At 48.9% G+C, this 24,077-nt stretch carries 18 protein-coding genes, 1 other RNA gene and 1 pseudogene; 8 read left to right on the top strand and 12 right to left on the bottom strand.

From position 1 onward, the window contains the following. Positions 1 to 234: 234 nt before the first annotated feature. The 4 genes from CRO03_RS12890 to CRO03_RS12875 form a co-directional block, all read right to left on the bottom strand. Positions 235 to 528, bottom strand: coding sequence for a hypothetical protein (locus CRO03_RS12890; protein ID WP_097112047.1), 294 nt, complete (start codon positions 526 to 528; stop codon positions 235 to 237). A 130-nt stretch (positions 529 to 658) separates the two neighbouring features. Beyond that, positions 659 to 2,596, bottom strand: a complete 1,938-nt coding sequence (locus CRO03_RS12885; RefSeq protein WP_212682421.1) for an alpha/beta hydrolase family protein — start codon at positions 2,594 to 2,596, stop codon at positions 659 to 661. Positions 2,597 to 2,680: 84 nt separating this feature from the next. Then, positions 2,681 to 3,643, bottom strand: coding sequence for a class I SAM-dependent methyltransferase (locus CRO03_RS12880; protein ID WP_097112046.1), 963 nt, complete (start codon positions 3,641 to 3,643; stop codon positions 2,681 to 2,683). A gap of 61 nt (positions 3,644 to 3,704) precedes the next feature. Next, positions 3,705 to 6,371 carry a TonB-dependent receptor plug domain-containing protein gene (locus tag CRO03_RS12875; RefSeq protein WP_097112045.1) on the bottom strand — a complete coding sequence of 889 codons (2,667 nt, stop codon included), beginning with the start codon at positions 6,369 to 6,371 and terminating at the stop codon, positions 3,705 to 3,707. A 548-nt stretch (positions 6,372 to 6,919) separates the two neighbouring features. Between CRO03_RS12875 and dinG the strand changes: the two genes are divergently transcribed. Genes dinG through CRO03_RS12855 form a run of 4 tightly spaced genes read left to right on the top strand, consistent with a single transcriptional unit; the run spans position 6,920 to position 11,285 of the window. After that, positions 6,920 to 8,977: an ATP-dependent DNA helicase DinG gene (dinG, locus tag CRO03_RS12870; RefSeq protein ID WP_212682420.1), complete on the top strand. Its 2,058-nt coding sequence runs from the start codon at positions 6,920 to 6,922 to the stop codon at positions 8,975 to 8,977. 30 nt (positions 8,978 to 9,007) lie between these two features. Further along, the gene (locus CRO03_RS12865) at positions 9,008 to 9,793 is read left to right on the top strand and encodes a sulfite exporter TauE/SafE family protein (protein ID WP_097112044.1); all 786 of its coding nucleotides are present in this window, start codon (positions 9,008 to 9,010) and stop codon (positions 9,791 to 9,793) included. Continuing rightward, complete coding sequence (gene priC, locus CRO03_RS12860; RefSeq protein ID WP_097112043.1) at positions 9,790 to 10,347, top strand: primosomal replication protein PriC; 558 nt, start codon at positions 9,790 to 9,792, stop codon at positions 10,345 to 10,347. The genes CRO03_RS12865 and priC overlap by 4 nt, the downstream gene beginning before the upstream one ends. After that, positions 10,347 to 11,285: a histone deacetylase family protein gene (locus CRO03_RS12855; RefSeq protein ID WP_097112042.1), complete on the top strand. Its 939-nt coding sequence runs from the start codon at positions 10,347 to 10,349 to the stop codon at positions 11,283 to 11,285. The genes priC and CRO03_RS12855 overlap by 1 nt, the downstream gene beginning before the upstream one ends. Here CRO03_RS12855 and CRO03_RS12850 read toward each other — a convergent pair. After that, on the bottom strand, positions 11,256 to 12,353 hold the full coding sequence (locus tag CRO03_RS12850; protein WP_097112041.1) for a tryptophan 2,3-dioxygenase family protein: 1,098 nt from the start codon (positions 12,351 to 12,353) through the stop codon (positions 11,256 to 11,258). The two genes, CRO03_RS12855 and CRO03_RS12850, sit on opposite strands and share 30 nt — an antisense overlap. 127 nt (positions 12,354 to 12,480) lie before the next feature. On the opposite strand from CRO03_RS12850, the gene CRO03_RS12845 reads away from it, so the two are divergent. Together CRO03_RS12845 and CRO03_RS18685 are read left to right on the top strand one after the other, a co-directional pair. After that, positions 12,481 to 12,741 (top strand): late competence development ComFB family protein, encoded by a 261-nt coding sequence (locus CRO03_RS12845; protein ID WP_097112040.1) that lies wholly within the window; start codon positions 12,481 to 12,483, stop codon positions 12,739 to 12,741. Continuing rightward, positions 12,738 to 12,893: pseudogene (locus CRO03_RS18685) on the top strand (DUF2496 domain-containing protein); the annotation flags it as partial. The gene CRO03_RS12845 and the pseudogene CRO03_RS18685, both read left to right, overlap by 4 nt. 29 nt (positions 12,894 to 12,922) lie before the next feature. Here the strand turns inward: CRO03_RS18685 and ffs are convergent. Continuing rightward, an RNA gene (ffs, locus tag CRO03_RS12835) (signal recognition particle sRNA small type) lies at positions 12,923 to 13,019 on the bottom strand. Positions 13,020 to 13,176: 157 nt separating this feature from the next. Next, entirely contained in the window at positions 13,177 to 14,064 is an 888-nt protein-coding gene (locus CRO03_RS12830; protein WP_170949014.1) for a DUF3014 domain-containing protein, read from the bottom strand. Positions 14,065 to 14,145: 81 nt separating this feature from the next. On the opposite strand from CRO03_RS12830, the gene CRO03_RS12825 reads away from it, so the two are divergent. Next, complete coding sequence (locus tag CRO03_RS12825; protein WP_097112276.1) at positions 14,146 to 15,294, top strand: patatin-like phospholipase family protein; 1,149 nt, start codon at positions 14,146 to 14,148, stop codon at positions 15,292 to 15,294. 120 nt (positions 15,295 to 15,414) lie between these two features. Continuing rightward, the gene (locus tag CRO03_RS12820; RefSeq protein WP_097112038.1) at positions 15,415 to 16,389 is read left to right on the top strand and encodes a GGDEF domain-containing protein; all 975 of its coding nucleotides are present in this window, start codon (positions 15,415 to 15,417) and stop codon (positions 16,387 to 16,389) included. Here the strand turns inward: CRO03_RS12820 and tilS are convergent. The 5 genes from tilS to lpxB form a co-directional block, all read right to left on the bottom strand. Further along, a complete protein-coding gene (gene tilS, locus CRO03_RS12815; protein WP_097112037.1) occupies positions 16,343 to 17,647 on the bottom strand; it encodes a tRNA lysidine(34) synthetase TilS in 1,305 nt (434 codons plus the stop codon). The genes CRO03_RS12820 and tilS overlap by 47 nt on opposite strands. Before the next feature lie 116 nt (positions 17,648 to 17,763). Continuing rightward, the gene (gene accA, locus CRO03_RS12810) at positions 17,764 to 18,720 is read right to left on the bottom strand and encodes an acetyl-CoA carboxylase carboxyl transferase subunit alpha (RefSeq protein ID WP_097112036.1); all 957 of its coding nucleotides are present in this window, start codon (positions 18,718 to 18,720) and stop codon (positions 17,764 to 17,766) included. A 17-nt stretch (positions 18,721 to 18,737) separates the two neighbouring features. Further along, positions 18,738 to 22,208: a DNA polymerase III subunit alpha gene (gene dnaE / locus CRO03_RS12805; protein WP_097112035.1), complete on the bottom strand. Its 3,471-nt coding sequence runs from the start codon at positions 22,206 to 22,208 to the stop codon at positions 18,738 to 18,740. Beyond that, positions 22,208 to 22,801, bottom strand: a complete 594-nt coding sequence (gene rnhB / locus CRO03_RS12800; protein WP_097112034.1) for a ribonuclease HII — start codon at positions 22,799 to 22,801, stop codon at positions 22,208 to 22,210. Before rnhB ends, dnaE begins: the two co-directional genes overlap by 1 nt. Beyond that, entirely contained in the window at positions 22,788 to 23,936 is a 1,149-nt protein-coding gene (gene lpxB, locus CRO03_RS12795; RefSeq protein WP_245861659.1) for a lipid-A-disaccharide synthase, read from the bottom strand. Before lpxB ends, rnhB begins: the two co-directional genes overlap by 14 nt. Positions 23,937 to 24,077: the final 141 nt, after the last annotated feature.

The raw sequence follows: 24,077 nt of genomic DNA, 5'->3' as shown, positions 1-24,077 counted from the left end.
CATAATTATAAATTGGCTATTAAGATACAAATCGATTGGCTCCGGAATTTTTTATCGCATTGTTCAGGCTTGCTTGATAATTTAGCACTTAACGCTGTTCGTTTCAGCAGTATTACTTTCATCTGGTAATATTAAACTTCATTAAACTTCATTAAACTTCATCTGGTTTAGCCACAACTTTATTTCAGACATAAAAAAACCACTGCAGCAGTGGTTTCTCGTTATAACCGGAGGTTAGCCACCCGGTGGCGGCTCAACCAGTGAACCCTGCGCACGTTCAAGTTCCAACCGCGCCTCAGCCCTGTCAGACTCAATTTGCTCTGTGGTGCGACAGGTACGGCGGCCAATGTTGCTGCCAGTAGCCCGTTCATTCCGACAAATATGAGTCACTTTGTCGTTATCATCCACTACTTCAAATTCGAAGTTACGTGAGGCACGGTTATCCGCGGTATCTGTTGTACTGGTACTGGCACAACCCACTGCCATTACGCTGGCAAGACCGACTGCCAACAATTTCATTTTCAACATTATCTCTCCCAAGCCTTTGCTATGTTCCTGTTAAACATTATAGGAACGCATTACAACTTGCAATCCTTTAATGTTAATAATTGTAATGCACACGTAAGCAATTAACTAAGCAGTTAAACACCATCTCGACTTATTCAGCTTTGCCGATATGCTTATCAAAAAACGCCGCCATTTGAGTATACAGCTCTACCCGATGATCCACTTTAAAAAAGCCATGGCCATCTTCTTTTACCAGCCACTCATAGGGCTTACCGATATCGTCTAATGCCTTTTTCAAATTGTTAGCATGCACAATTGGCACCCGGACGTCTTTTGAACCATGCACAATAAACAGCTCGGCTTTTATTTTATCCACATGATGCACCGGTGAAATTGAACGCATATATTCATCGCCCTCACCAACGTGCGAACTGATATACTGCTCTATACTACTGGAACGACTTGCATCAGACCCATCGCCGTCGAAAAATAAAGGCATATCATAAACACCAACATAACCCACACTGCACTTGTATAAATCAGGCTCTTTAATTACACCCCATAAAGCCGCATAACCACCATAACTACCGCCATAAATGCAAATTCTTTCTTTGTCAGCAATGCCTTGTTCTATAGCCCATAAAGTACCGTCGGTAACATCATCCTGCATGGCATGCCCCCATTGCAGACGACCGGCGCGTTGGAAATCGTCACCGTAACCACCTGAACCGCGGAAATTTATTTGTAACACCGCGTAGCCTCTGTTGGCCAGATACTGAACTTCATTGTTAAAGCCCCAACTGTCGAACGGACCAAAAGGACCACCGTGCACATTAACAATAAGCGGTAAATTTTTATCAGCATTGTCTGGTAAGGTTAGTAAACCACGGATCATTTTACCATCACGCGCAGTAAAGCTAATTTGCTGCATTGGCTGTAATTGCTCTTTTTTCAGTTTACCCAGGGCAGAAGCCAGATAGCGAGCCTGTCCATTCTCCGTGTCATACAAATAGAATTCACCTGGATTAACATCACTGCTTACCCGAAATAACGCGGTTTTACCTGCCCGATCGAAAGAGGTAATCGCCACCGCCTGGCCAGGAAATGCAGCTTGTAAGCCGGCTAATAATTTTGCATCCCGGTGTTCCCGATTAATAAATTCAACTTCGTTATTGGTTGCCATATAGTCAACGGCAAGCACGTCACCCTGATGGCTGTAAAAGGCTCGCCCTACATCAGAATAGGCATGGCGGGCAATCAGGCTAACTTCAGAAGTGTTAAAGTCGTATACAAATACGCCGGCCACATCACCTTCAGCCATATCATGGTTAGACGAAAAATAAGCCCGGCTATTATCAGCTGAAAACCCCAGCGGTCTTACATTGGGATTAGCGCGCTTGGAGGGTAAATCGAGCTGCTGCCAGCTATCATTTTTCTTATAGTGAATAACAGTTTTATTATCATCAAAGGTTTCACCTTCAATGTACTCAATGCCAATCCGGATGGCGCCGCTGTTATCAGCAATTAACCCGGCTATCAAACCTTGCGGCTGGTCGTCCAGATAACGCTCTTTCGCCCGGTTAATGTCAATGGTAAAAGCGCGCCAGCCATTTCGTTCAACTTCAGAGAAATGCATTTTGCCAATCAAGATTTTATCTGGCTGGTCTGGCAGTAAATGCAAAATTGTGTAACCTGACATGCCCGAGCCGAACAACTCTAAGCGGCGGGTACCATCAATATTTGCCGCATATAACTTGACGCGGCTTCCGTTCATAGTGTCCAGATTACCCGTTCTTTTAGCAACCTCGAGTAGTACCCGGCTTTTATTACCCCAGTGAAAATTAACAACATGCATATTTTCACCAAAGGCAAAACTGGCGGTGACGGCCATATTACTTAATTTCATTACTGCCAGTTTAACTTCAGTATCTTCCTGAAACGTGAACGCAATATGCTTACCATCTGGTGACACCTTCATATTATTGAACTTTGCATGCTCAAAAAAATGTCGCACCGGAATTAACTCATTAGCGGCAACAGACCAACCGGTCAGCGCCAAAACAATTAACACAGCCAAAAACTTTTTCACATTACACCCCTGTATATATTTTACTGCATAATACTACATTGTTGATCTGACCATAACTGTATAGTTATTAAAAGTTATTACAAATTATTTCTGAATTTTTAATAACCAGCCAAATAATTGATTTTCAATATTTAATTCAGATAGCTTATAAGAATAGCCAGCGGCTGTTAATTGCTGCCTGAACACTGCCGCGCCCTCTGCCGACATTGATGCCTGTTGCTGATCACTTAAGCGCTGACAATACAGTGTTAAACCTTGTTGTTCAGCCTCCAGCTTAACGATGCTGGCTGCTGAAAAACTAATAATAAGTTTCGCCACCCGGGCCATCACATCGTTGTACCAATGGCTGTAAGCCGCTGGCACTTCCAGCTTTATTTGTTGGCTAATCTGCAACAGCTGCTGATTTGCCTGCTGAGTTCGTTGCACAATTTCTGGCTTGTCAGGCCGTTGGGTTTGCTCTGCCATGCATGTCAGTAACAAGCGGGCTCGCTGAAAAAATGCAGTTTCACTTAAAAATGCCGTTAATATCCTCAGACCTGCTGCGCTGTCTCTGGCAATTTCTGACTCAGCATGGTGCATAATGGCCGTAAAATGCCCAGCTGGTTTCAGAACTCTTATGCACTCCTGCAACGCAGCTGCACGCTCAGCATATTCAAAAGCAAACTGACTGGTCACTAAATCTACCGTTCCATCTGCAAACGGCAGTTGTTCTGTTTTACATTGTGGATAAAACGTAATCGTCCGCAGTAACCCTGCTATTTCAGGGTTGTTAGCAAATGCCTGCAATGGTTCTATGTTCGCCGCGTCGGTACCATATACGCTAAAGTTTAACTGCTGGCTGTCTGAGTACTTTCTGGCAGCAACTGCAATAGCGCCATTACCTGTACCCACATCCACCACAGTGGCATTTTCTGATAACTGCTTAAAGCAGCTATGCCATACTGCTAACAATTCGCCTTCATAGCCCTTAGCCGCCTCACCCTCACCAAAGCTATTCAGACTGCTGCTACTTTGCCAGTAATTGTCCCAATGGGCTGTAGAACTCATGTTTTTATTCCAAAGAAAAAGGCAGGGGTTAGCCTGCCTTTTGTATTAACTCTCTAACTTATCAGAAGCTTTGAGTGTACCGGATGTAGGTAACACGGCCAAAGGCGTTATATAAGTTGAAGTTGTAATCACGTGAGCCACGTGCTGCAGCTGAAGTACCGAACTGTGGTAACTTCTCGAATGCATTCTGGGCGCCGACAGAAATACGGGCATTCCAAGGTGCATTGTACGTTACCTGCAAGTCATGGGTAGTCCAGGTTGCAATGTGACCATCCTGTACACCACCAGCCAGCACGTCGTTATACTGAGAACCGATCATGTTGATGTTCCACGCGAAGTCGAAATCACCAAACACATATTGGTTGTTCAGGTTAATCCGCTGTTGTGGTAAACCTGGATCTTCAACGTTGTTACGGCCACCATCAACTGAATAATCAAGGATGTGAGACACATACAGGTTATTGATTAAACGACCGGCATTGCCGAAATCAAAGTTAGTACGGATGTTGAAATCGATACCTGAAGTTTCCAGAGTACCTTCGTTACCGTAACCAGCATCGATACGGGTAATTAAACCAGTAGCATCACGAGTCACACCTAAACCGGCTGGAATTGGATCACCAGACGCTTCACGGTTAATCAGAGTTTGTGAATCGAACTGACGGATCCGGTCTTCAATTTCGATGTTGTAGTAATCAGCCTTAACAAATAACCAATCTTCATACTGATAAGCTGCACCAAACGCATACTGAGTTGATGACTCAGACGCTAAGTCTGGGTTAGCAATGTAGTAAGCGTTGATTTGGCATGGCTCTTCCGGGTCACCGGTCAGCGCTTCACAGGTTACCGCATCAGCGACTGAGTCAGCAGAGAATGACGTGGCCTGAGTTAAGATATCCAGTGACGGTGCACGGAAACCTAAACCGTAAGAAGCACGTAACAATAAGCCTTCAGCCGCTTCATAACGTAAACCCACTTTTGGTGAGAAGTCTGAACCGTAGTCTGAATAGTTATCGAAACGACCTGCTAATGACACTTCTAAGTCATCAGTTGCTGGTAACAATGCTTCGAAATAAGCAGCGTTAACTGAACGGTCACCGCCAGCTGAACTACCTGAAGAACCACCTACTAAACCAGCAGCAGATTGTGAATCGTACTTATCAGAGTAAACTTCTTCACGACGCTCAACACCTACTGACCCCTGAGAAATACCACCAGCCATTTCAAACATGTCAAAAGCGACACTGGCATAATACTCGTTGATGTCGAATTGTGATTTACGTGCGGTAGTTACTACACCAGCTTGTAATACGTTTGACGGGTTTGAACCTGGGTTCTGAATGTCGTAACCGAAACGACAAGCAGCAGGGTCAAAAGAGCCATCTGCGCAGTAACCTGGGTTAAAGTTATTTACGTTACCCCAGGCAGTAGATGCCGCCAGGTAACCATCACCTAAACCAACAGTCTGATTGCGAACACGACGGGCACCGAAATCAAGATCAAATTCGCCAACCCGGCCCATTGAACCAATCAGGAAATCAACGTTTTCGTTATCGATAGTGTTGTCACGGTTACCCATGGCAGCAAAACGGTGATAGAAGAACACTTCCTGGTTTGCGCCAACTTCTGCGGCATCATAGGCTACTGCATTTGGGTTATTCGCATCATACATCCAGGCATCTGGATTAGTCGGGTTGTTATAGCTGTCTACCGGAGTCGCTAAACCGTCGTAAAAAATGTTTGAATCCGGAGCCGGCGCGTAACGACCAAACGAGGTTGTCTTAGCAACACTGGCGTTAGCGTATACTGACCAGTCATCATTAATCTGGTGATTCAGTTTAACGAACAGTGATTCGTTACCTGTTGATGCTTCGTTGGCATTGGTTGCGTTAAAGTTAAACTGACAACGATCCAGATCAGCAATTACTGTCGGGATGAAGTTTTCTTCGTTACAACCACCAGGTACAGTTCTGAAGCCGTCGAAAGCTGCACCGCGCCAGTTGTTACCATAAATTGAACTACCTGGCTGTACCCAAGGGAACGCGTTTTCGAAAATAATTGCGCGCTTGTTCCATGAAACACCACCGATTACCTGGGTGGTATCGTTAGCAGAACCAAATACCACTGAACCGTTTTCACGGTCGCCGCCTTCTGAAGGCACACTAACTTCACCAGCGCCAACACTCAGCTCAACACCGCTGAAGTCTTTACGGGTAATAACGTTGATTACACCACCGATTGCGTCAGAACCGTATACTGCTGATGCACCATCAGACAGAATTTCGATACGCTCTACTGCTGCCATCGGGATTGAGTTCAAATCCTGCGATGAACCAGTTGATGGTGACATGGTTAAACGACGACCATCTACCAGAACCAGAGTACGGCTGGCACCCAGGCCACGCATGTTAACCTGGCTTACGCCCTGTGCAGAACTACCTGACTGCGGACGGAAAGAACCGGCGCTGTTGAAGGTGGTGTTCCGAATTAAATCAGCTACAGAAATTTCACCTGATAACTCAATTGCCTCACGGTCAATAACGGTTACAGGCAGAGCACCTTCTAAATCGGTACGCTTGATGCGCGAACCGGTAACTTCGATACGTTCAACTTTGGCCGATTCATCTTCTTCCGCTGCAGTTACTGATGCAGTGAAAGCGGTTGCTGAAGCCGCGCCGAAGGCGATAGCTAAGCGCACAGCTTTATTTAATTTATTATTTGTATACATGTATTTCTCCCTGGACCACTATCTCGCTAGTGATTCTATTTTTAAACAGTTACCAATCTTTAAAGGCAATTGGCACTCCATTCATCTCGGATATACTCCGATTTGTCGCGTCCTGATAATAAACGGTATTTTTCGGTAGGGTCAACAGCTTTTATTGAACAATTTCATCTGCGGGCTGTCAGTAGCAGGTTTTGCACAAAATTCAGGCAATCCCGCAAACAGGGCAGAGTTGCCCCAAAATGGCACCAATCCACCATAAATAGCCTGTTTGACTGGCTAATTACCCCCTGAACAGCCATAAAATAACGTTTTGGACCCCACTGAGCCGCTAAACACCGGATAAATTCGTAATTTATTATTTACACTATCGTGTTTTTATTATGTGGTCATTTTTAAGCCGAACCGAACTAAATTAGTTTAAATAATATTGCGCTGGTACTTTTTTGGCATAAATACAGGTTTTGCTGGATCAGATGCGCTTTGCTTAATCGCATTTAGCTGGTTAGAATTAGCAAACTGTACATTCATACAGGCAACCTGACCAACTTATGTCCACTGAACAGATGCTCTCTGAAAAACTAAAACAACAAATTCGCGACGCCCAGCAACAGCTGAAAACCGCCTTACCAAATTACCATAACCGGCCCGGGCAGAATAAGCTGATTGCAGAAATGGCCAATATTGTTGCCGGGCAGTATCATCGGCATGACCGTATAGGATTAGTTGAAGCCGGCACAGGTACCGGTAAGTCTCTGGCTTATTTACTGGCGACACTGCCACTTGCCCTTGCCCAAAACAAGAAACTGGTCATTGCCACCGCGACGGTTGCCCTGCAAGAGCAGCTTGTTAATAAAGATATTCCCTTTTTCCGGCAGCACAGTGGTATCGAGTTTGAATACAATCTGGTTAAAGGTCGCTCGCGCTATGCCTGTATAGAACGCTTAAAACAGCAGCTGATACAGCCAGATTTACTGACCAGTGCTGAGCGTAGTCAGGTTGCCCTGCTGGACACCCTGTCTCAGGCCTGGCAGCAGCGCAGCTGGCTGGGCGATAGAGACACCCTGCCCACGGCAGTGGACGATGCACTGTGGCACAGTATCAGTGCAGATCCTTATCACTGCAGTAAACATGATAAACGCCATCAGCATTGCCCGTTTCATCTGGCCCGGGCAGAAATCAGTGATGCCCGGTTGCTTGTGGTTAATCACAGCCTGCTGCTGGCTGACCTTGCTGGCGGCAATGCTATTCTGCCAGCCCCGGAAGACTGTATTTATGTTATTGATGAGGCACATCACCTGCCGGCTTGCGGCAGGGACTACTTTGCGGCTTTTGCCCAGTTAAGCCAGCCTCAGCTATGGCTGGAGAAACTGGGTGTGCTTGCTAATCAGTTGATCCAGACCCTGCCGGAAACCAGCTTAAAAGATCTGTTAAAGCTGGACGACAGCCGCAATGAATTGCTGAGTCTGTTAAAACCGGTCGAACGCAGTCTGAACGAATGGCAAAGCCGCTGGTTTACTGACACCAACCAGACAGACTACCGGTTTGAACATGCCGCCCTGCCAACGTTGTGGCAACAACAAGCTGAACCGATAGCCAGTTGTGCCCAGAAAACCCTGACATTGCTGGATAAAATAAGTACCGAGGTTGCTGAGGTTGCCCTAAGCCCGGCTAAACGAAAAAGCCAGAGTAAACTGCTGCAGGAGCTCAGTCAGCTGGCACAAAAGCTGGAGCAGCAGCAAGCATTATGGCAATTGTATGCGCAGCCGCAGACTGAACCGGCTTACCAGGCGCGCTGGGTGGTTAAAGACGAACAGCAACAGTTAACGGCCCATGCCTGCCCGCTCAGTGTGGCCAATACCCTGGAACAATTGTTATTCTCTCAGGCATATGCCTGCATTTTATGTTCTGCCACCCTTACCGTATTAAATTCGTTCGACCATATAAAATATGAGCTGGGTCTAACTGCCCACCCCGGGTTACAAACTGTCAGAGTTGACTCGCCGTTTGCCTATCAGCAAAACGGGGTCATTATTTTACCAAAAATGCAAAACGAACCAACAGCCAGTGCCTATACCGACGAACTGATTAGCCTGCTGCCTGACTATCTACCCAATCAGCAAGGCAGTCTGGTGCTGTTTGCGTCTTACTGGCAGATGCAACAGGTGGCCGAGGCACTGAGAAAAAAAGGCTTGTCATTGCTGGTGCAGGGTGAAGCCTCGCGTCAGGCGTTGCTCAGCCTGCATAATGAAAACTGCCAGCACAATAAAACCAGTATTTTATTTGGCACCCAAAGTTTTTCAGAAGGGCTGGATTTACCCGGCAAGCTGCTGACTAACCTGGTTATAACCAAGCTGCCTTTTGCGGTACCGACCTCACCACTGGAAGCAGCAATGAGTGAGGCAGTCACCCGCAAAGGCGGCAATCCGTTTGTACAATTGGCTATCCCTGCCACCGCCAGGAAACTGGTGCAGGCTTGTGGTAGACTGCTGCGCCAGGAACAGGATCAGGGCCGGATTGTTATTCTGGACCGGCGTCTGGTTACAAAGTCATACGGTAAAGCAATGCTGGACACCCTGCCGCCATTTCGACGCCAGATTGATTACTGACACATTTACGTATTAACAGGATAACGCCAGGTGTTAACTGAACTGCTGCCTACAACTGATTTGCTGCTGATCCTCTGTGCGGTGGCTTTTATCGCTGGCTATATCGACGCTATTGCTGGTGGCGGCGGACTACTGACGGTACCGGCACTACTGACCGCGGGTTTACCGCCCCATCTGGTGCTGGGTACCAATAAACTGGCCGCCACCTTTGGCTCGCTTACCGCGTCAGTGACCTACTACCGCAAACGGCTGTTTAACCCACGTTACTGGCGGCGCAGTCTGGGTTACACCGCCATCGGCGCCTTACTCGGCACCCTGGTAGTTGACCAGCTCAGCACGGCGCTGCTGGAAAAGCTATTGCCGCTCTTGGTTTTGCTGGCGGCCATTTATACGCTGTTCAACCGCATCCAGCCAGATGACCGGCTGCAGCTGCCCCCGGAAAACAGTAAGCTCTATTGGCAGCAACGTCTACAGGGGCTAACCCTGGGTTTTTATGATGGTGTCGCCGGGCCAGGTACCGGCGCCTTCTGGATGGTGTCGAGCATGGCCATGTACAAAATTAATCTGCTGCTGACCAGTGGCGTAGCCAGAACGATGAATTTTATCAGTAATGGCTTTTCTTTGGTGGCGTTTATGGCACTTGGTCATGTTAACTATGTGCTGGGTATTGCCATGGGCTTGTGTCTGATGCTGGGCGCGTTTCTTGGTGCTCACAGCGCTATCCGCTTTGGTAGCAAGTTTATCCGGCCGGTGTTTATCAGTGTGGTAATAGCCATTGCCCTGCGCTTAGCCTGGCAGGCCTGGAGTAATACATGAGTGCCCTGCAGTTACTGGCCAGCCAGCTGAATGAGTTATATCAGCGGGCCTGCACAATTGACAGTATGCGCCAGAGCGGTAAACCACAAGACTGGTTTGAAAGTGGCCTGTTTAGTTGTCACTCACCCGATTTGGCTGACTACGTTGCCGATGCCAGGCGCAACCTGCAGCGGCTGACAGACAATCAGCCACCGCTGTCAGCGGCTGGCCAGCAGCGCTTAGCTGAACATTTAGCCGCTCAGGTTGATGCACTGACCCGGGCCTTCAGTAACCAGCAAACCCGCAGCAAGTTTCAGCGCAGTATTAAAGTAAGCCATGCTAAGACAGAAAAACCAGTTGCCAGCAAGCCTGGCACCGTCGATTTATACCAGCAATTAAGCGAGTTTCAGCAATTTGAGCGCCGGTTACTGGACATGATAGAACAAGCCGAACGTTACCGCGGTGACGGTAATGCCAACCGTATACTGGCGCTACATGCCAGGCTGGGTCGCTGCCGCAAAGCCATCAGCGAAGTGGAGCAGGCTATTTTGCAGCACGAGCGTCAGGTACCCTGATGGTGACTGTGACACCAGGCCTGGTTTATCACCCATGCTATAGCGCGCTCAGCCTGCCAGAGCGGCATCGTTACCCTATTACCAAATATCAGGCCTTATACCGGGCATTGTTGTCCTCAGGAATACCCCCTGAGGCTTTCAGTACGCCTGAGCCCATCGCCGCCACTGAACTGACAAACATCCACGATAACGACTATATCAACAGCATTTGCAACGGCTCGATAACGGCCCAAGCCATGCGGCGGATAGGTTTTCCGTGGTCACAGGCGCTGGTTAATCGTTCTCTGGTCTCCGTGGCCGGCACCCGGTTAGCTGCCGAGCTGGCGCTAAGCCATGGCATAGGGTTGCATTTAAGTGGCGGCTATCATCATGCCAGACGCACTGAAGGTGCTGGTTTTTGTGTATTTAACGATTTGGCGTTTACTGCCCAAAGTATGTTAAGCCGTGGTGTTAGCAAAATTCTGATTTTTGATCTTGATGTACACCAGGGCGACGGTACTGCTGGTATTTTTGCCGCCGAACCGGCCATTGTTACCGCGTCTGTGCATTGCGAGAAAAACTTTCCGGCCCGTAAAATCAGCTCTGACTGGGATATTGGCCTGGCCAAACAGTGCAGCGATGCAGAGTATTTAGAGACGGTAAGTCAGAGCCTGGAAAGTTTGCTGAACTGGCATCAGCCGGAACTGGTGCTGTACGATGCCGGGGTGGATATTCACCAGCAAGATGAGTTGGGGCTGCTGGATATTTCAACCAAGGCACTTTATCAACGGGATTTGCTGGTACTAACTGCCTGCCGTAACCGTGATATCCCGGTTGCCGCGGTGATTGGCGGTGGGTATCAACGTGATGTGACAGCCTTAACCCAATTGCATTTGCAGTTATTTAAGGCTGCGTTTAGCGTTGCTGGTTTATCGCTCAGGGCCGAAATAAAAACCTAGCTTGCGTTTAATCTGCTCCGGCAGTACCGGCAAGTCGGATTTTGGTAGCAGAAAAGTTGCCATATTAAACAGATCAGTAAAAATCCGGTTCTTCTCCGTTGTGCGTTTTAAATAATCGTGGCCAGACGAGCCACCCGTGCCAATTTTAGTTCCAAGCATCCGTTGTACCATCATGGCGTGCTTGTAGCGCCAGATCGTCAGGTTTTCATCAATCTCTGTCAAGCAGGTCAGCAACTGAAACGGTAAGTTAAATACCGGCTCTTCCTGGTACAGACTAATAAATAAGGCAGATAGCATGGCACGCTGACTTAACCGGAAACTGCCGTCAGTTTGCAGCTCCTGATATTTATCTTTATCAAGCAGGGCGGCAAATTTAGCCCGGGTCCGTTCAATCTCTGCCAGTTGTAATTGCCGTTCCTGCTCGGCAATCTGCTCAATGCCCGAGACGGTGCTGGCATCTTCATCCAGCATTTGTTCAGTGGCATTTTGATACATCTGCCAGAAGCTGAAATCATCCAGCTGTAAGAATGGCATCCGCTCCAGCCATTTCTCTATTCGTTCAAATAAACTGGGTTCCGTCTCCAGCGCCTCTAAAAAATGGCGATCCTTCTCGTTTAACCGGCTGTAAAATGAGTTTTTATCAAAGTCGATGCGATATTCACTTTTCAGGCCCAGGCCGATTTCCAGCATTTTAAACTGGACACTCTGAAAACCTGAGGCCGGCACCAGATAATCGCGGAACGACATAAAATCCTGCGGGGTCATGGTTTCTATCACCGCAATTTGCTGATTCAGCAATTGCTGAATACTGATCACTCTTTTCAGCTTATGGACTATGCCGGTTAACTGCTGATCTTTAACTTCTGCCTCAGCAAACACCGCCATAACTGCTTTTAGTTCATGCAGAATTTGCTTAAACCACAACTCATACACCTGGTGCACCACAATAAATAAGGTTTCATCATGGGCTTCATTGGCATATTTGGCGCTTTCCGGTGCCTGGGCAGTGAGTATTTTATCCAGTTGCAGATAATCGCCGTAATAACAGGGTGTGGTATTTTTTTGCATAAGAGATTTCCGCTTATTCTGACCACGGCATTGTAACAGCCACCATCTTTAACTCAATCTTTCTATGGCCTTTTACTGCTAAGCTGATTATGCTGAATACCAACATTCTCAAACTGACGAGGCAACAATGAAACTGGACGATGACATTCATAACTATTATGAAAAACTGTTACTGGATCATATTGTTGAATTAGAACTCGACAACAGTAAAGATAGCGAGTATCTGGCAGATTTATGCTGCATCTCGCTGAACCTGCTGCCACCACGTTATATTCGTTATGAAGTAGATATGTCGTTTTATCTGCCGCAAAGCGAACGTTTTGAAATGCAGATGAAAGTGAAAGAAGCCGTCAGCCGGGCCAGGCAATTTCTGGATGACAACAAGTGACCTCAGAGTTGAACACTAAGCAACATATCAGTGCCGGTTTGGCCAGTGCCCCTGTTCATGTCAAGCTGGCCGTTGATCTCATTATGCTACTTGAACAGCAGCAACTTGCTGACCGCGACGTGCTAGCGGCACTGGAGATTGTCAGAGCGGATTATCGGAAAAAATGTAGAGTGGGTGGCAACTCCACCAGCCACATCCCGGCACCTGCATCATAAGCTGTGGCTGCTTCCTTCCGGACCTGACCAGGTTAACCTACTAGCATTGCGAGAGGACCAATGGAGTTACCATTGAGTGCCGGACCGGTTGCACCAGAGCGGCAGGCCCGCATTATGCGCAATGGCCTGCCAGGTTTCAAGTGATTTAGCCCCAACAATGCGCTACTGCCTAAACTTTAAGCAATGCTCACTTCCGTGAGTGTCGGCAGCAATGCATAACTTAGTCAGTCCGCTCTTCCAGTAAAGCCAGATACTGCTGCGCTACTGCCCGTATCCGCTGGTGGTTATCCGGGCCCAGACGGATAACCTGTTTCTCAAGGTCGCTGCGCCCCTCTACGGCAGGATCAGCATAAGTGTAAGCAACTGACTTACGCACCAGGGTAGTATCTGCTGTATTCGGCTCAATAGCTAAAAACTGCTGCAACGCTTGCTGCAACCTTTGGTTGAAGCTAAGTTCAGGATAGCCCAGCTCGCCAAAAGCTTGTTCAAACAGCGGTTGGTAACGCTCCAGCACTTGCAGCATTTGCTCAGGCTCTGCATTTTCAAGCAAACGCACATAAGGCTCGTACCGCTGATAACTGGCTGGGTCTATCTGATACCGCTGATCATCCCCTTCCTCCGGAGTAGCAATAAACGGCTGATCAAGTGGGGCAACCACCGGATGATTAGCGACCAGTTGTCGCTGTGCCAGATTATCAACGGTTACAACCAGATTACGGACCATTTGCTCGGTATTAATTAAACCCGCGAGTCCGGGCTGCCAGTCAAACTTAAGTACTTCCTGCTTTAACACCGGATCGGATTTTTCCAAAGCAGGTAAGGGCTCCACAGCAGCCTCCTCAACGGCTAACTCTGCTTCCGGCGCCATCTCCGGATCAGGGGTAAGTTCTGGTTCTGGTTCCGACTCCTGTTCTGTTACCGGCGGCGGTAAAGGCTGCTCTTCGATAATTTCTGCCCGCGCTGGAAGTGGGGTTGACGAAGCAGTGTCCTGCTCGGGTTCAGCACCCGGCTTAAATAACATCCACAGCGCCAGTAAAATGACAATGACGACTGCGGCTATACCTGCATAAAAAAGCTGTTGCCCGCTGCCTGATGGTTGCGCGGTCATAAGTGTCTCCTTGTTAGTGGCAAAGATATACTGCAATATAGCAACAGAGAGCGCTGAATTGCAGAAAAGTTCAATATTACTATGGTACGACAACGACCCCTTAATGGAAAAAAAACGGCCCTGTTGCTGACCGGTGGTGGTGCCCGCGCTGCTTATCAGGTCGGCGTGCTCAAAGCGATTGCCCAGCATTACCCCAGAACCAGCCCCGCTCCCTTTGACATAATCAGCGGTACTTCTGCTGGCGCTATTAATGGCGCGGGTATTGCCTGTTATGCCTCATGTTTCCACTTAGGTGTTAAAAAAATTGAATCGGTCTGGCGTCATTTTCATACCAACCAGGTGTACTATTCTGATTATCCGAGGGTATTCTGGCATTTAATGCAAAATGTGTTTGGCGCCTTTCAGGCAGATTACGCCAATAAGAAGCCCGTCAGTGTATTTGATAATAAACCGTTAAAGCAATTGCTGGGCCGGATCCTTGATCTGCAACGGATTGATCGCAATATTATGGGCGGTTACCTGTCCAGCTTTTCGGTTACCTCGTCCTGCTATAATAATGGTGACTCCATCACGTTTTTTCAGTCAGATCATGCTGAAGAATGGCGCCGGGCGAAACGCTGTGGCCAACGCACTCTGCTTGGTGTTCATCATTTAATGGCCTCCGCTGCTATTCCAATAATATTTCCATCGGTCCGGATCCATCAGCAGTATTTTGGCGACGGTTCAGTTAACCAGTTGGCACCATTGAGTGCGCCGATTCATCTGGGCGCAGATAGAATTCTGATTATCGGCGTTGAAGACCCCCGCAAAGAGGAGTCCAGCCGGCGTAGCCTGCACCACCCGGATTTAGCGACCGTGGCCGGCCACTTGCTTGATACCATTTTTACCGATACGTTGAACTCTGATCTGGAGCGAATGCAACGCATAAATAAAACGGTAGAGACGCTACACGCCAACAACATTGAGACCGAACTTAAACCCGTACAAAGCCTGCTGATAAACCCCAGCCAGAACTTCAACTTACTGGCCAGTGAGTATTACCTGTGTTTACCGCTGGCGGTCCGGACGTTACTTCGCGGCCTGGGGATCCGTCAGCATTCCGACTCCAGCCTGGCCAGTTATTTACTGTTTGAACAGAAGTATACCCGCCGTTTAATTGAGCTGGGTTTTGACGATGGCTGTAAACAAATGGACCAAATTGTGCAGTTTCTTGCCGCCGATAATGATTAGACCACGTCAAAAGCTTGACCTCATCGCTTAGCATGACCATAACACATTGAAATATAATAAATTTAACATTTGGCTTGATTTTTGCTTTAACCAGTCATAACCGTTTAAGAAGGACTGGTAATGGACTGTATTATGACCCGGGAGTTAGCACTTGATGTCGCTCCCAGCTATGCGGCGTTAAACCGTTGTCAGCAGGCTGACAGCTTGCCTGACTGTAGCGAACAGACCCTGACCAGCCAGCTGCAAACCAGCCTGGATATTCAGCAACAGCTGGATATCTTCTCCATGTACGTCGGCCGATTGCTCAGCATTACCGGCATCCGGCTTAATACTGCTTTTGGGGAGCATAGTGCAGCCGGCTCGGTCAATAGTATTCACAGCTATAAAAGTCTGTTGGTGCTTAATCAACAGTGCCTGGCTGAAGTGCATTACCACAGCGACCAACCATTCAGTCCGATGCAACAACGAGACCTGGTGTTGCTGGAGAGCGAATGGCTATTTGCCCTGCGCAACGCCCTAGTGGTGGCCCGCCTGCAACAAATGGCCCTGAAAGATCCGCTGACAGCGCTTGGTAATCGTCGATTTTTTGACGACAGCTTTGCCAAAGCTATTCAGTTATCCCGCCGCCGGCAACAGCCCTGTGCTCTGTTGCTATTAGATTTGGATAATTTTAAACAACTCAATGATAATTACGGCCATGCTACGGGTGATGAGTTGCTGATAGTTGTCGCTGACTGTATGCGTGAAGCATTAAGACAAACCGACAGCCTGTTTCGGTTTGGTGGTGACGAATTTGCGGTCATTCTGGCTGACGATGATGCGGACAGCGCAGATTTGGTTGCCCGCCGCTTGTTAAAAGCCATTAATCAGCATCATAAGTGCAGCCAGTACGGGATCAGTGCCAGTGCTGGCTTGGCCTACATGCAACCGCTGCAGACGGCTGAGCAATTCTTTGCTGCCGCTGACCGGGCTCTGTATGAAGCGAAAGCCTCCGGTAAAGCCAATTTACGCCAGACAGGCCGCGAAGCTCTCAGCAGCGCTGCAAAAGTCAGTTTTGCGACCAGTCAAGCCAGCAGTCCGCCAGTTTCGTGCTAACGGCAGAAGCATAACCCGCAACAGCAATCAGTTTATCGTCATGTAACAACAGTGGCACCTTACCACGTTGCCATGGCGGTAAATGCCACAGCTTAAACCATTGTTTAAGCGGCTTGTGCTGAAGCTGGTCTGCAGGCTTGAAAGGCAAACTCAGTTGGCCGAAGACGACGCTTACCTCTGAACGAACCATTGCCAGACGTCCTGGTCCCTGTTCATTAAACACCCTAAGCGTGCCAAGCCCGCCAGGCAATGTCAGATTACTTTGCATACTCCAGCACAGACGGCAAGAAATTGCCGGTTGCGTGTCATGCTGTTCAAGGTACAACCGCTGGTTGTATCGTCGTAGCTGATACCCCCCTAATACCAACAGTGGCATGGCATCCTGACGAGCGTTAATTACCTGCTGTCTTAATGTTTGCAGCCATTGGCTGGACGGGTTTAACTGAAACCGGGCCAGCCAGCGGCGAATAACTAAATCTTGCTGCAATGGTATTTGCTGTTGCAACACCGTTAAATTCAACTGCCACTCTGTATCGCAGCGACAAAGGGCCATCGCCTGTTCTGTGTAGAAATCTGACAGTTGCTGCTGCTCAGCCAGATGTTGCATGCTGCGAAGCGCTGTATCGGTAAAAGCCGGCCAGCGTCCGGTTAGCAAAGGTGTAATGACATTGCGTATATAATTGCGATCAAACCGGTTGTCTGTATTGCTGCTATCTTCCACCCAACGCAACTGATGCTGGCGGGCAAACGCCAGAATATGCTGCCGGCTACAATTCAACAGGGGCCGTAACAACTTTCCTTTAGCAAACGGACGTTTCAGCGCCATACCACTCAGCCCGGCCACGCCAGCGCCGCGTTTTAAAGCCAGCATTAAGGTTTCCAGCTGATCGTCAGCATGGTGCGCAGTCAGCAATGCACAATTTTCAGAATCAATAAAATGCGTCAGAGCCTGGTAACGACCATCACGGGCAGCCGCCTCAATATTAGCAGAGCTATTTACCATAATTTGCCGGCTAGTAAACTCAATGTTGCGCTCGGCACAGGCGCGGGCACAATGCTCAGCCCAAAGCGTTGCATCCGGGCTCAGGCCATGATTAATATACACAGCCTGCAGCCGGAACGTTTTTAATTGCCGGGCCTGATGCAGCAGCTCCAGCAGCACCATTGAATCCAGGCCGCCACTGAGCGCTAAAACTACCGTGCTGACACCTTCGGTCTCAAGCGTTGCTGCAAGATCAGTAGCGTTAAGCATTGCCATTGTTTGTTACCATGGTAATTGTGGTGAATTGATCAACAGTATTAATTGCCCGCCGGGCTATTATCCGGATAAAAAAACCAGCGACAAGCGCTGGTTTTCTGATGCTGGGTAATAAATTAGCAATAACCAAATGACATCAGTCGTTTATAGCGGTTATCCAGCAGCGTTTTGGTGTCCAGTTGCTGCAGTTTATCCAGATCTTTTAGTAAGGTCTTTTTCAGGGTTTGGGCCATTTGCTCCGGCGCACGATGGGCTCCGCCAAGCGGTTCCGGAATAACAGCGTCAATTAAATCCAGTTCTTTTAAACGCTCAGCAGTAATTCCCATCGCATCAGCGGCCAGCGGTGCTTTTTCAGCACTTTTCCACAGAATGGATGCACAGCCTTCCGGTGAGATAACCGAATAGGTACTGAACTGCAGCATGTTAACCCGATCGCCAACACCAATTGCCAGGGCACCACCTGAACCGCCCTCACCTATAACAGTGCAAATTACCGGTACTTTTAAACCCGCCATCACTTTCAGGTTACGGGCTATGGCTTCTGACTGACCACGTTCTTCCGCGCCTATGCCCGGATAGGCACCAGGCGTATCAATAAACGTAATTATTGGCATCTTGAAACGTTCAGCCATTTCCATCAGGCGTAGCGCTTTGCGATAGCCTTCCGGCCGTGGCATACCGAAGTTACGGCGGATTTTTTCGCGGGTATCACGGCCTTTCTGGTGACCAATAACCATCACGGCATGATCGCCAATCCGGGCAGTACCCGCGACAATAGCACTGTCATTAGCATAGGTGCGATCGCCAGCCAGCTCATCAAAATCAGTGAAAATGTGTTTCAGGTAGTCCAGTGTATAAGGGCGGCGGGGATGGCGGGCCATTTGCGCGACCTGCCAGGCACCCAGTTCAGAAAATATTTTCTTGGTTAAACCCAGACTTTTTTCTTTTAGTTTGTTGATCTCTTCTTCTAAACCAAGATCGTAGTCGCCATTGCGACTGACGTTACGCAATTCGTCTATTTTTGCTTCAAGTTCAGCAATCGGCTGCTCAAACTCTAAATAATTCAGCATCATCGACTATCACTACCTAATTAATTAAATTCCAGTTCTATTGTTGCTAATTGTTTTAACTGATGCAACAAAGCGTCGGCGGGCGTCACCCACCAGGCTGTCCCTAACTGCAGTGTTACCTGCCCTTCCTGTCGTTGGTACCTGATAGTAACGGGTACCGTACCGGCTTTGAATTCATCCAGTACCTGCTGCAATCTTTGCAGGTAATTGTGGTCTATTTGCGGCGATTGTACAGTGATATTCAAAGATTTCAGCGATTTTTCACGTACCGCCGTTATTTCGCTGACATCGCGGCCCGACATTGTAAGGCCACCATTAAAATCATCAAAGCTGACCTGTCCGGTGATAACCAGAATACGGTCTTTTTGCAGCAATTCCTCAAAGGTTTCCAGCTGTTCCGGGAAAAAGCGCACATCCAAACGGGCTGATTTATCATCCAGGGTGACTATGGCCCAGCGCCGGCCCTTTTTGTTGATCATGACCCGCACTGACACTACTAAACCTGCAACCTGCACGCTCTGATCTTTTTTAGTGGGTTGCAATTCCACTAAGCGACACGAGACATAATGGCGAATTTCATCTGCGTAACGGTTAATCGGGTGACCGGTTAAATACAGCCCCAATGTCTCCCGCTCACCATCCAGCCAGACTTCATCCGGCCATTGTGGTACCTGCTTAAAGGCGGCTGCCGATGTCTCGGGCTCCGGGCTTAGTAAGCCAAATAAATCATCCTGGCCGACGGCCTGTGCTTTCGCGTGCTGCTCGGCCTTTTTCATGGCCTCTTCCAGGCTGGCCATTAATGCCGCCCGGTGTGGCCCCAGTCGATCCATCGCACCGGACAAAATCAGTTTTTCCATTACCCGGCGATTTAAGCGTTTTAAATCGACTTTAGCGCAAAAGTCGAACAGATCATTAAAGCTGCCGTATTCGCTGCGCGCCTCAATAATAGCGTCAATCGGGCTTTCACCCACGCCTTTAATTGCGCCAATACCATAGACAATATGGCCCTGCTCGTTAACGGTAAACTTATACTGACCACTGTTCACATCTGGCGGGTTCAGCTTTAGCTTCATTCGCTCGCACTCATCCACCAGGGTCACGATTTTATCGGTGTTATCCATGTCAGCTGACATTACCGCTGCCATAAACTCGGCCGGAAAGTGTGCTTTCATCCATAACGTCTGATACGACACCAGCGCATAGGCTGCAGAGTGCGACTTGTTAAAGCCGTAACCGGCAAACTTCTCTACCAGATCGAATATTTTAATCGCCAGCTCAGGGTCAATACCATTTTTAGCAGCACCTTCCTGAAAGGCGTCGCGTTGCTTAGCCATTTCTTCCGGCTTTTTCTTACCCATGGCGCGGCGTAATAAGTCAGCGCCGCCGAGCGAATAGCCCGACAGCACCTGAGCAATCTGCATTACCTGTTCCTGATACAGAATAATGCCGTAAGTAGGGTCCAAAATAGGCTTTAATGAATCATGCTGCCAGGTGGCGTCCGGGTAGGAGATTTCTTCGCGACCACGTTTACGGTCAATAAAGTTATCAACCATGCCCGATTGCAGCGGGCCTGGCCGGAACAGCGCCACCAGGGCGATCATATCTTCGAAACAGTCTGGTTGCAGGCGGCGGATCAAGTCTTTCATGCCGCGCGATTCCAGCTGAAATACCGCAGTGGTATCGGCGCGCTGCAGTAAATCGAAACTGCGCTTATCAACCAGTGGAATACTGTTAATATCAACCGGTTTGCGCCCCTCTTTCTGCAACCGGCTGTTGGCCATATTGACCGCCCACTGCAATATAGTCAGAGTACGTAAACCAAGGAAGTCGAATTTAACTAAGCCTGCATATTCAACATCGTTCTTATCAAACTGAGTAACCGGATTATTGCCCTCGTCATCGCAATATAACGGTGAAAAGTCAGTAATTTTAGTTGGGGCTATCACCACGCCACCGGCGTGCTTACCGGCATTACGGGTAACGCCTTCCAGCTGCCGCGCCATATCAATTAAGTCTTTAACTTCCTGGTCCTGCGCGTACAGCTCGGGTAAGCGTGGCTCTTCTTTAAAGGCTTGCTCCAGGGTCATGCCCGGGGTAGGTGGAATTAACTTGGAAATACGGTCGACAAAGCCATAAGGGTGGCCGAGCACCCGGCCCACATCGCGGATAACCGCCTTGGCGGCCATGGTACCGAATGTAATAATCTGCGATACTGCTTCGCGGCCATACATCTCTGCAACGTGGTCTATTACCTCGTCGCGCCGATCCATACAGAAATCGACATCAAAATCGGGCATCGATACCCGCTCCGGATTCAGAAACCGTTCAAACAGTAAATCAAATTCCAGCGGATCTAAATCGGTAATTTTCAGCGCATAAGCTACCAGCGAGCCGGCACCCGACCCCCGGCCAGGGCCAACCGGAATATCGTTATCTTTACTCCACTGAATAAACTCCATTACCACCAGAAAGTAGCCCGGGAAACCCATCTGGTTAATTACATCCAGTTCTATCTGTAAGCGCTCATCATAGGGTGGCCGTTTAGCTTTACGTTCTGCTTCGTCCGGGAATAACTGGAGCAGCCGCTGCTCCAGGCCCTCCTGTGACTTCAGTACCAGAAAATCGCCGTCGGTCATGCCGCCGGTCGGAAACGCTGGTAAAAAGTATTCACCGAGGCGGATAGTCACGTTGCAGCGCCGGGCGATTTCGACGCTGTTTTCCAGCGCCTCCGGAATATCGGCAAATAATTCCAGCATTTCCTGCTCGGTACGCAGGTACTGCTGTTCAGAGTAGTACTTTGGCCGGCGTTTGTCGTCGAGGGTAAAGCCGTCATGAATCGCCACCCGGATTTCGTGAGCCGGATAATCACTGGCCTGCAAAAACACTACTTCATTGGTGGCGACAACCGGCAATTGCTGTTGCTCGGCTAACAGCACGGCTTTTTGAATATAACGCTCTTCATCCGGCCGGTTGGTACGAATCAGCTCCAGATAAAAGCGGTCAGGGAAATACTGCTGATAAAAACTAACTAACTCAGTTACCGACTGCGGGTTTTCCTTTACCAGTGCTTTGCCAAGCGGGCCATCCTTGCCACCTGACAGTACAATCAGGCCACTGTTGTGCTCGGCCAGCCATTGATGATCAAGCTGCGGCCTGCCGGCAACATGGCCGCGTAGATAAGCTTTGGAAATTAACATGGTCAGGTTCTGATAACCAACATTGTCCATAGCCAGCAACAGTAAACGGGCACTTTCGTTACCCAGCAGCGGATGCTGCACCCAGCAGTCAACGCCAATAAGTGGTTTAATGCCGGCATCATGGGCGGCACTGTAAAACCGGACCAGCCCACAAAAGTTCATCTGATCAGTTAGCGCCAGCGCCGGCATCTGTGCTGCGGCGGCCGCTTTAACAATAGGCTTGACCTTGGCCACACCGTCGATCATCGAGAAATCGCTGTGTACCCGCAGGTGAATAAAAGCAGGCGTATTCATCAGGTAAGTTGCCCGGCGATTAAGCGCACCGGTTTAAAACTGCGCCTGTGCTCAGCCAGAATACCATGCTCGCTGATCGCGGCCAGATGTTGTGCTGTCGGATAACCTTTGTGCGCAGCAAAGCCAAATTGCGGGTAACGCGCTGCTAATTCTAACATTTCTGCATCCCTGGCTACTTTCGCCAGAATAGATGCGGCACTGATCTCCGGCACCAGACTATCACCTTTCACTACGGCGGTTGCCGGCATGGGCAGTTCGGGGCAGCGGTTACCATCAATCATCACCCATTCAGGCTGAATTGTTAAGGTTGCCACAGCGCGCTGCATGGCCAGCATGGTGGCATGCAAGATGTTGAGCTGGTCTATTTCTGCCGGCTCAGCGCGGCCAAGCGCCCAGCACAGCGCCCGCTCTTTTATTTGCTGTGCAAGCGCTTCACGTTTAGCAGCACTGAGCTTTTTCGAGTCAGTCAGACCGGCAATTGGCCTTGCCGGGTCAAGAATAACCGCAGCAGTGACCACGGCGCCAATCAATGGCCCACGGCCCACTTCATCGACACCGCACAATAGTTGTACTTCAGGTCTATGCCATAGCATCAGAACGTACTACCTCCAGTATCGCTTCAGCAGCCTGGGCGCTGGCGTCACATTTTATTTGTTGATGAATAGTCCGGTAGTCGGCAAGCAACTTACTGTTATCCGTTTGCAGCATCGGTGCCATCGCTGCGACCAGCGCCTCTGGTGTCACCTGATGTTGCAACAACTCCGGCACCATGGCCCGCCCGGCCAGTAAATTGGGCAAACTGAAATGTTCCAGCTTAACCAGGCGACGGCCTATCTGATAGGTTAACCAGTTTGCCCGGTACGCCACCACCATTAAACACTTAGCTAACATCGCTTCCAGCGTTGCGGTACCCGAAGTGATAAAGGTTGCATCAGCAGCCAGCAGTACCTGCCGCGCCTGACCGGTAAATACCGTGATGTTCAGATGTGGCGCATACTGCGCTTTTATTGCGGCAAATTGCGCTGCTTTTTGCGCTGTAACCATATTGGCAATAAGTTGCAGTTCTGGTTGTTGCTGCTGCAACAAACTGGCGGCGGCCAGAAAATCCGGCGCCAGTAATTTTATTTCATTACTACGACTGCCCGGCATCAACGCCAGTACCGGTCGGGAGGGGTCCAGCTCCAGCACAGTTTTCTGCTCTGCTTTATCAACAACCAGCGGCATTTTATCGGCCATGGTATGGCCAACAAAAGTACAGGGCACCTGATATTTGTCGTAAAACGCTTTTTCAAAAGGTAACAGCGACAGCACCAGATTGGTGGCTTTGGCAATCTTAAAAATTCGTTTATGGCGCCAGGCCCAGACCGACGGGCTGACATAATGCACTGTTTTAATCCCGGCTTGCTTCAAATCCCGCTCTACCCGCAAATTAAAATCCGGGGCGTCTATACCAACAAACACATCTGGCCGGTCTTTTAACAGGTTAGCAACGATTTCCCGCTTTACCTGCATTAGCCGCGGCAGCCTGCCCAGTACTTCAACCAGGCCCATTACTGCCAGCTCTTCCATATCGAATAATGCATTAAAGCCCAGCGCCTGCATCCGCGGCCCACCTATACCATAAAAATGTGCATCAGGATGGCGCTGGCGTAACGCTTCAATTAAATCGGCACCCAGGATATCGCCGGAATGTTCACCGGCAATGATTGCGATATTAAGCTTTGACAAAGCAGGTCTCATTCATTGGCTAAGATCTTTTATAATTTATGGATTCTATCACAGGGCATAGCGCATACTTCAAGCCTTTAAAACAATCAAATGTGTGTTGCCAGACGCCTTACCAGTGAAAGTGAATTTTGTGGCATAAAA

Source organism: Arsukibacterium tuosuense, assembly GCF_900215315.1.
Lineage (GTDB): Bacteria > Pseudomonadota > Gammaproteobacteria > Enterobacterales > Alteromonadaceae > Alishewanella > Alishewanella tuosuense.
This window is presented reverse-complemented; position numbering and strand designations above follow the sequence as displayed.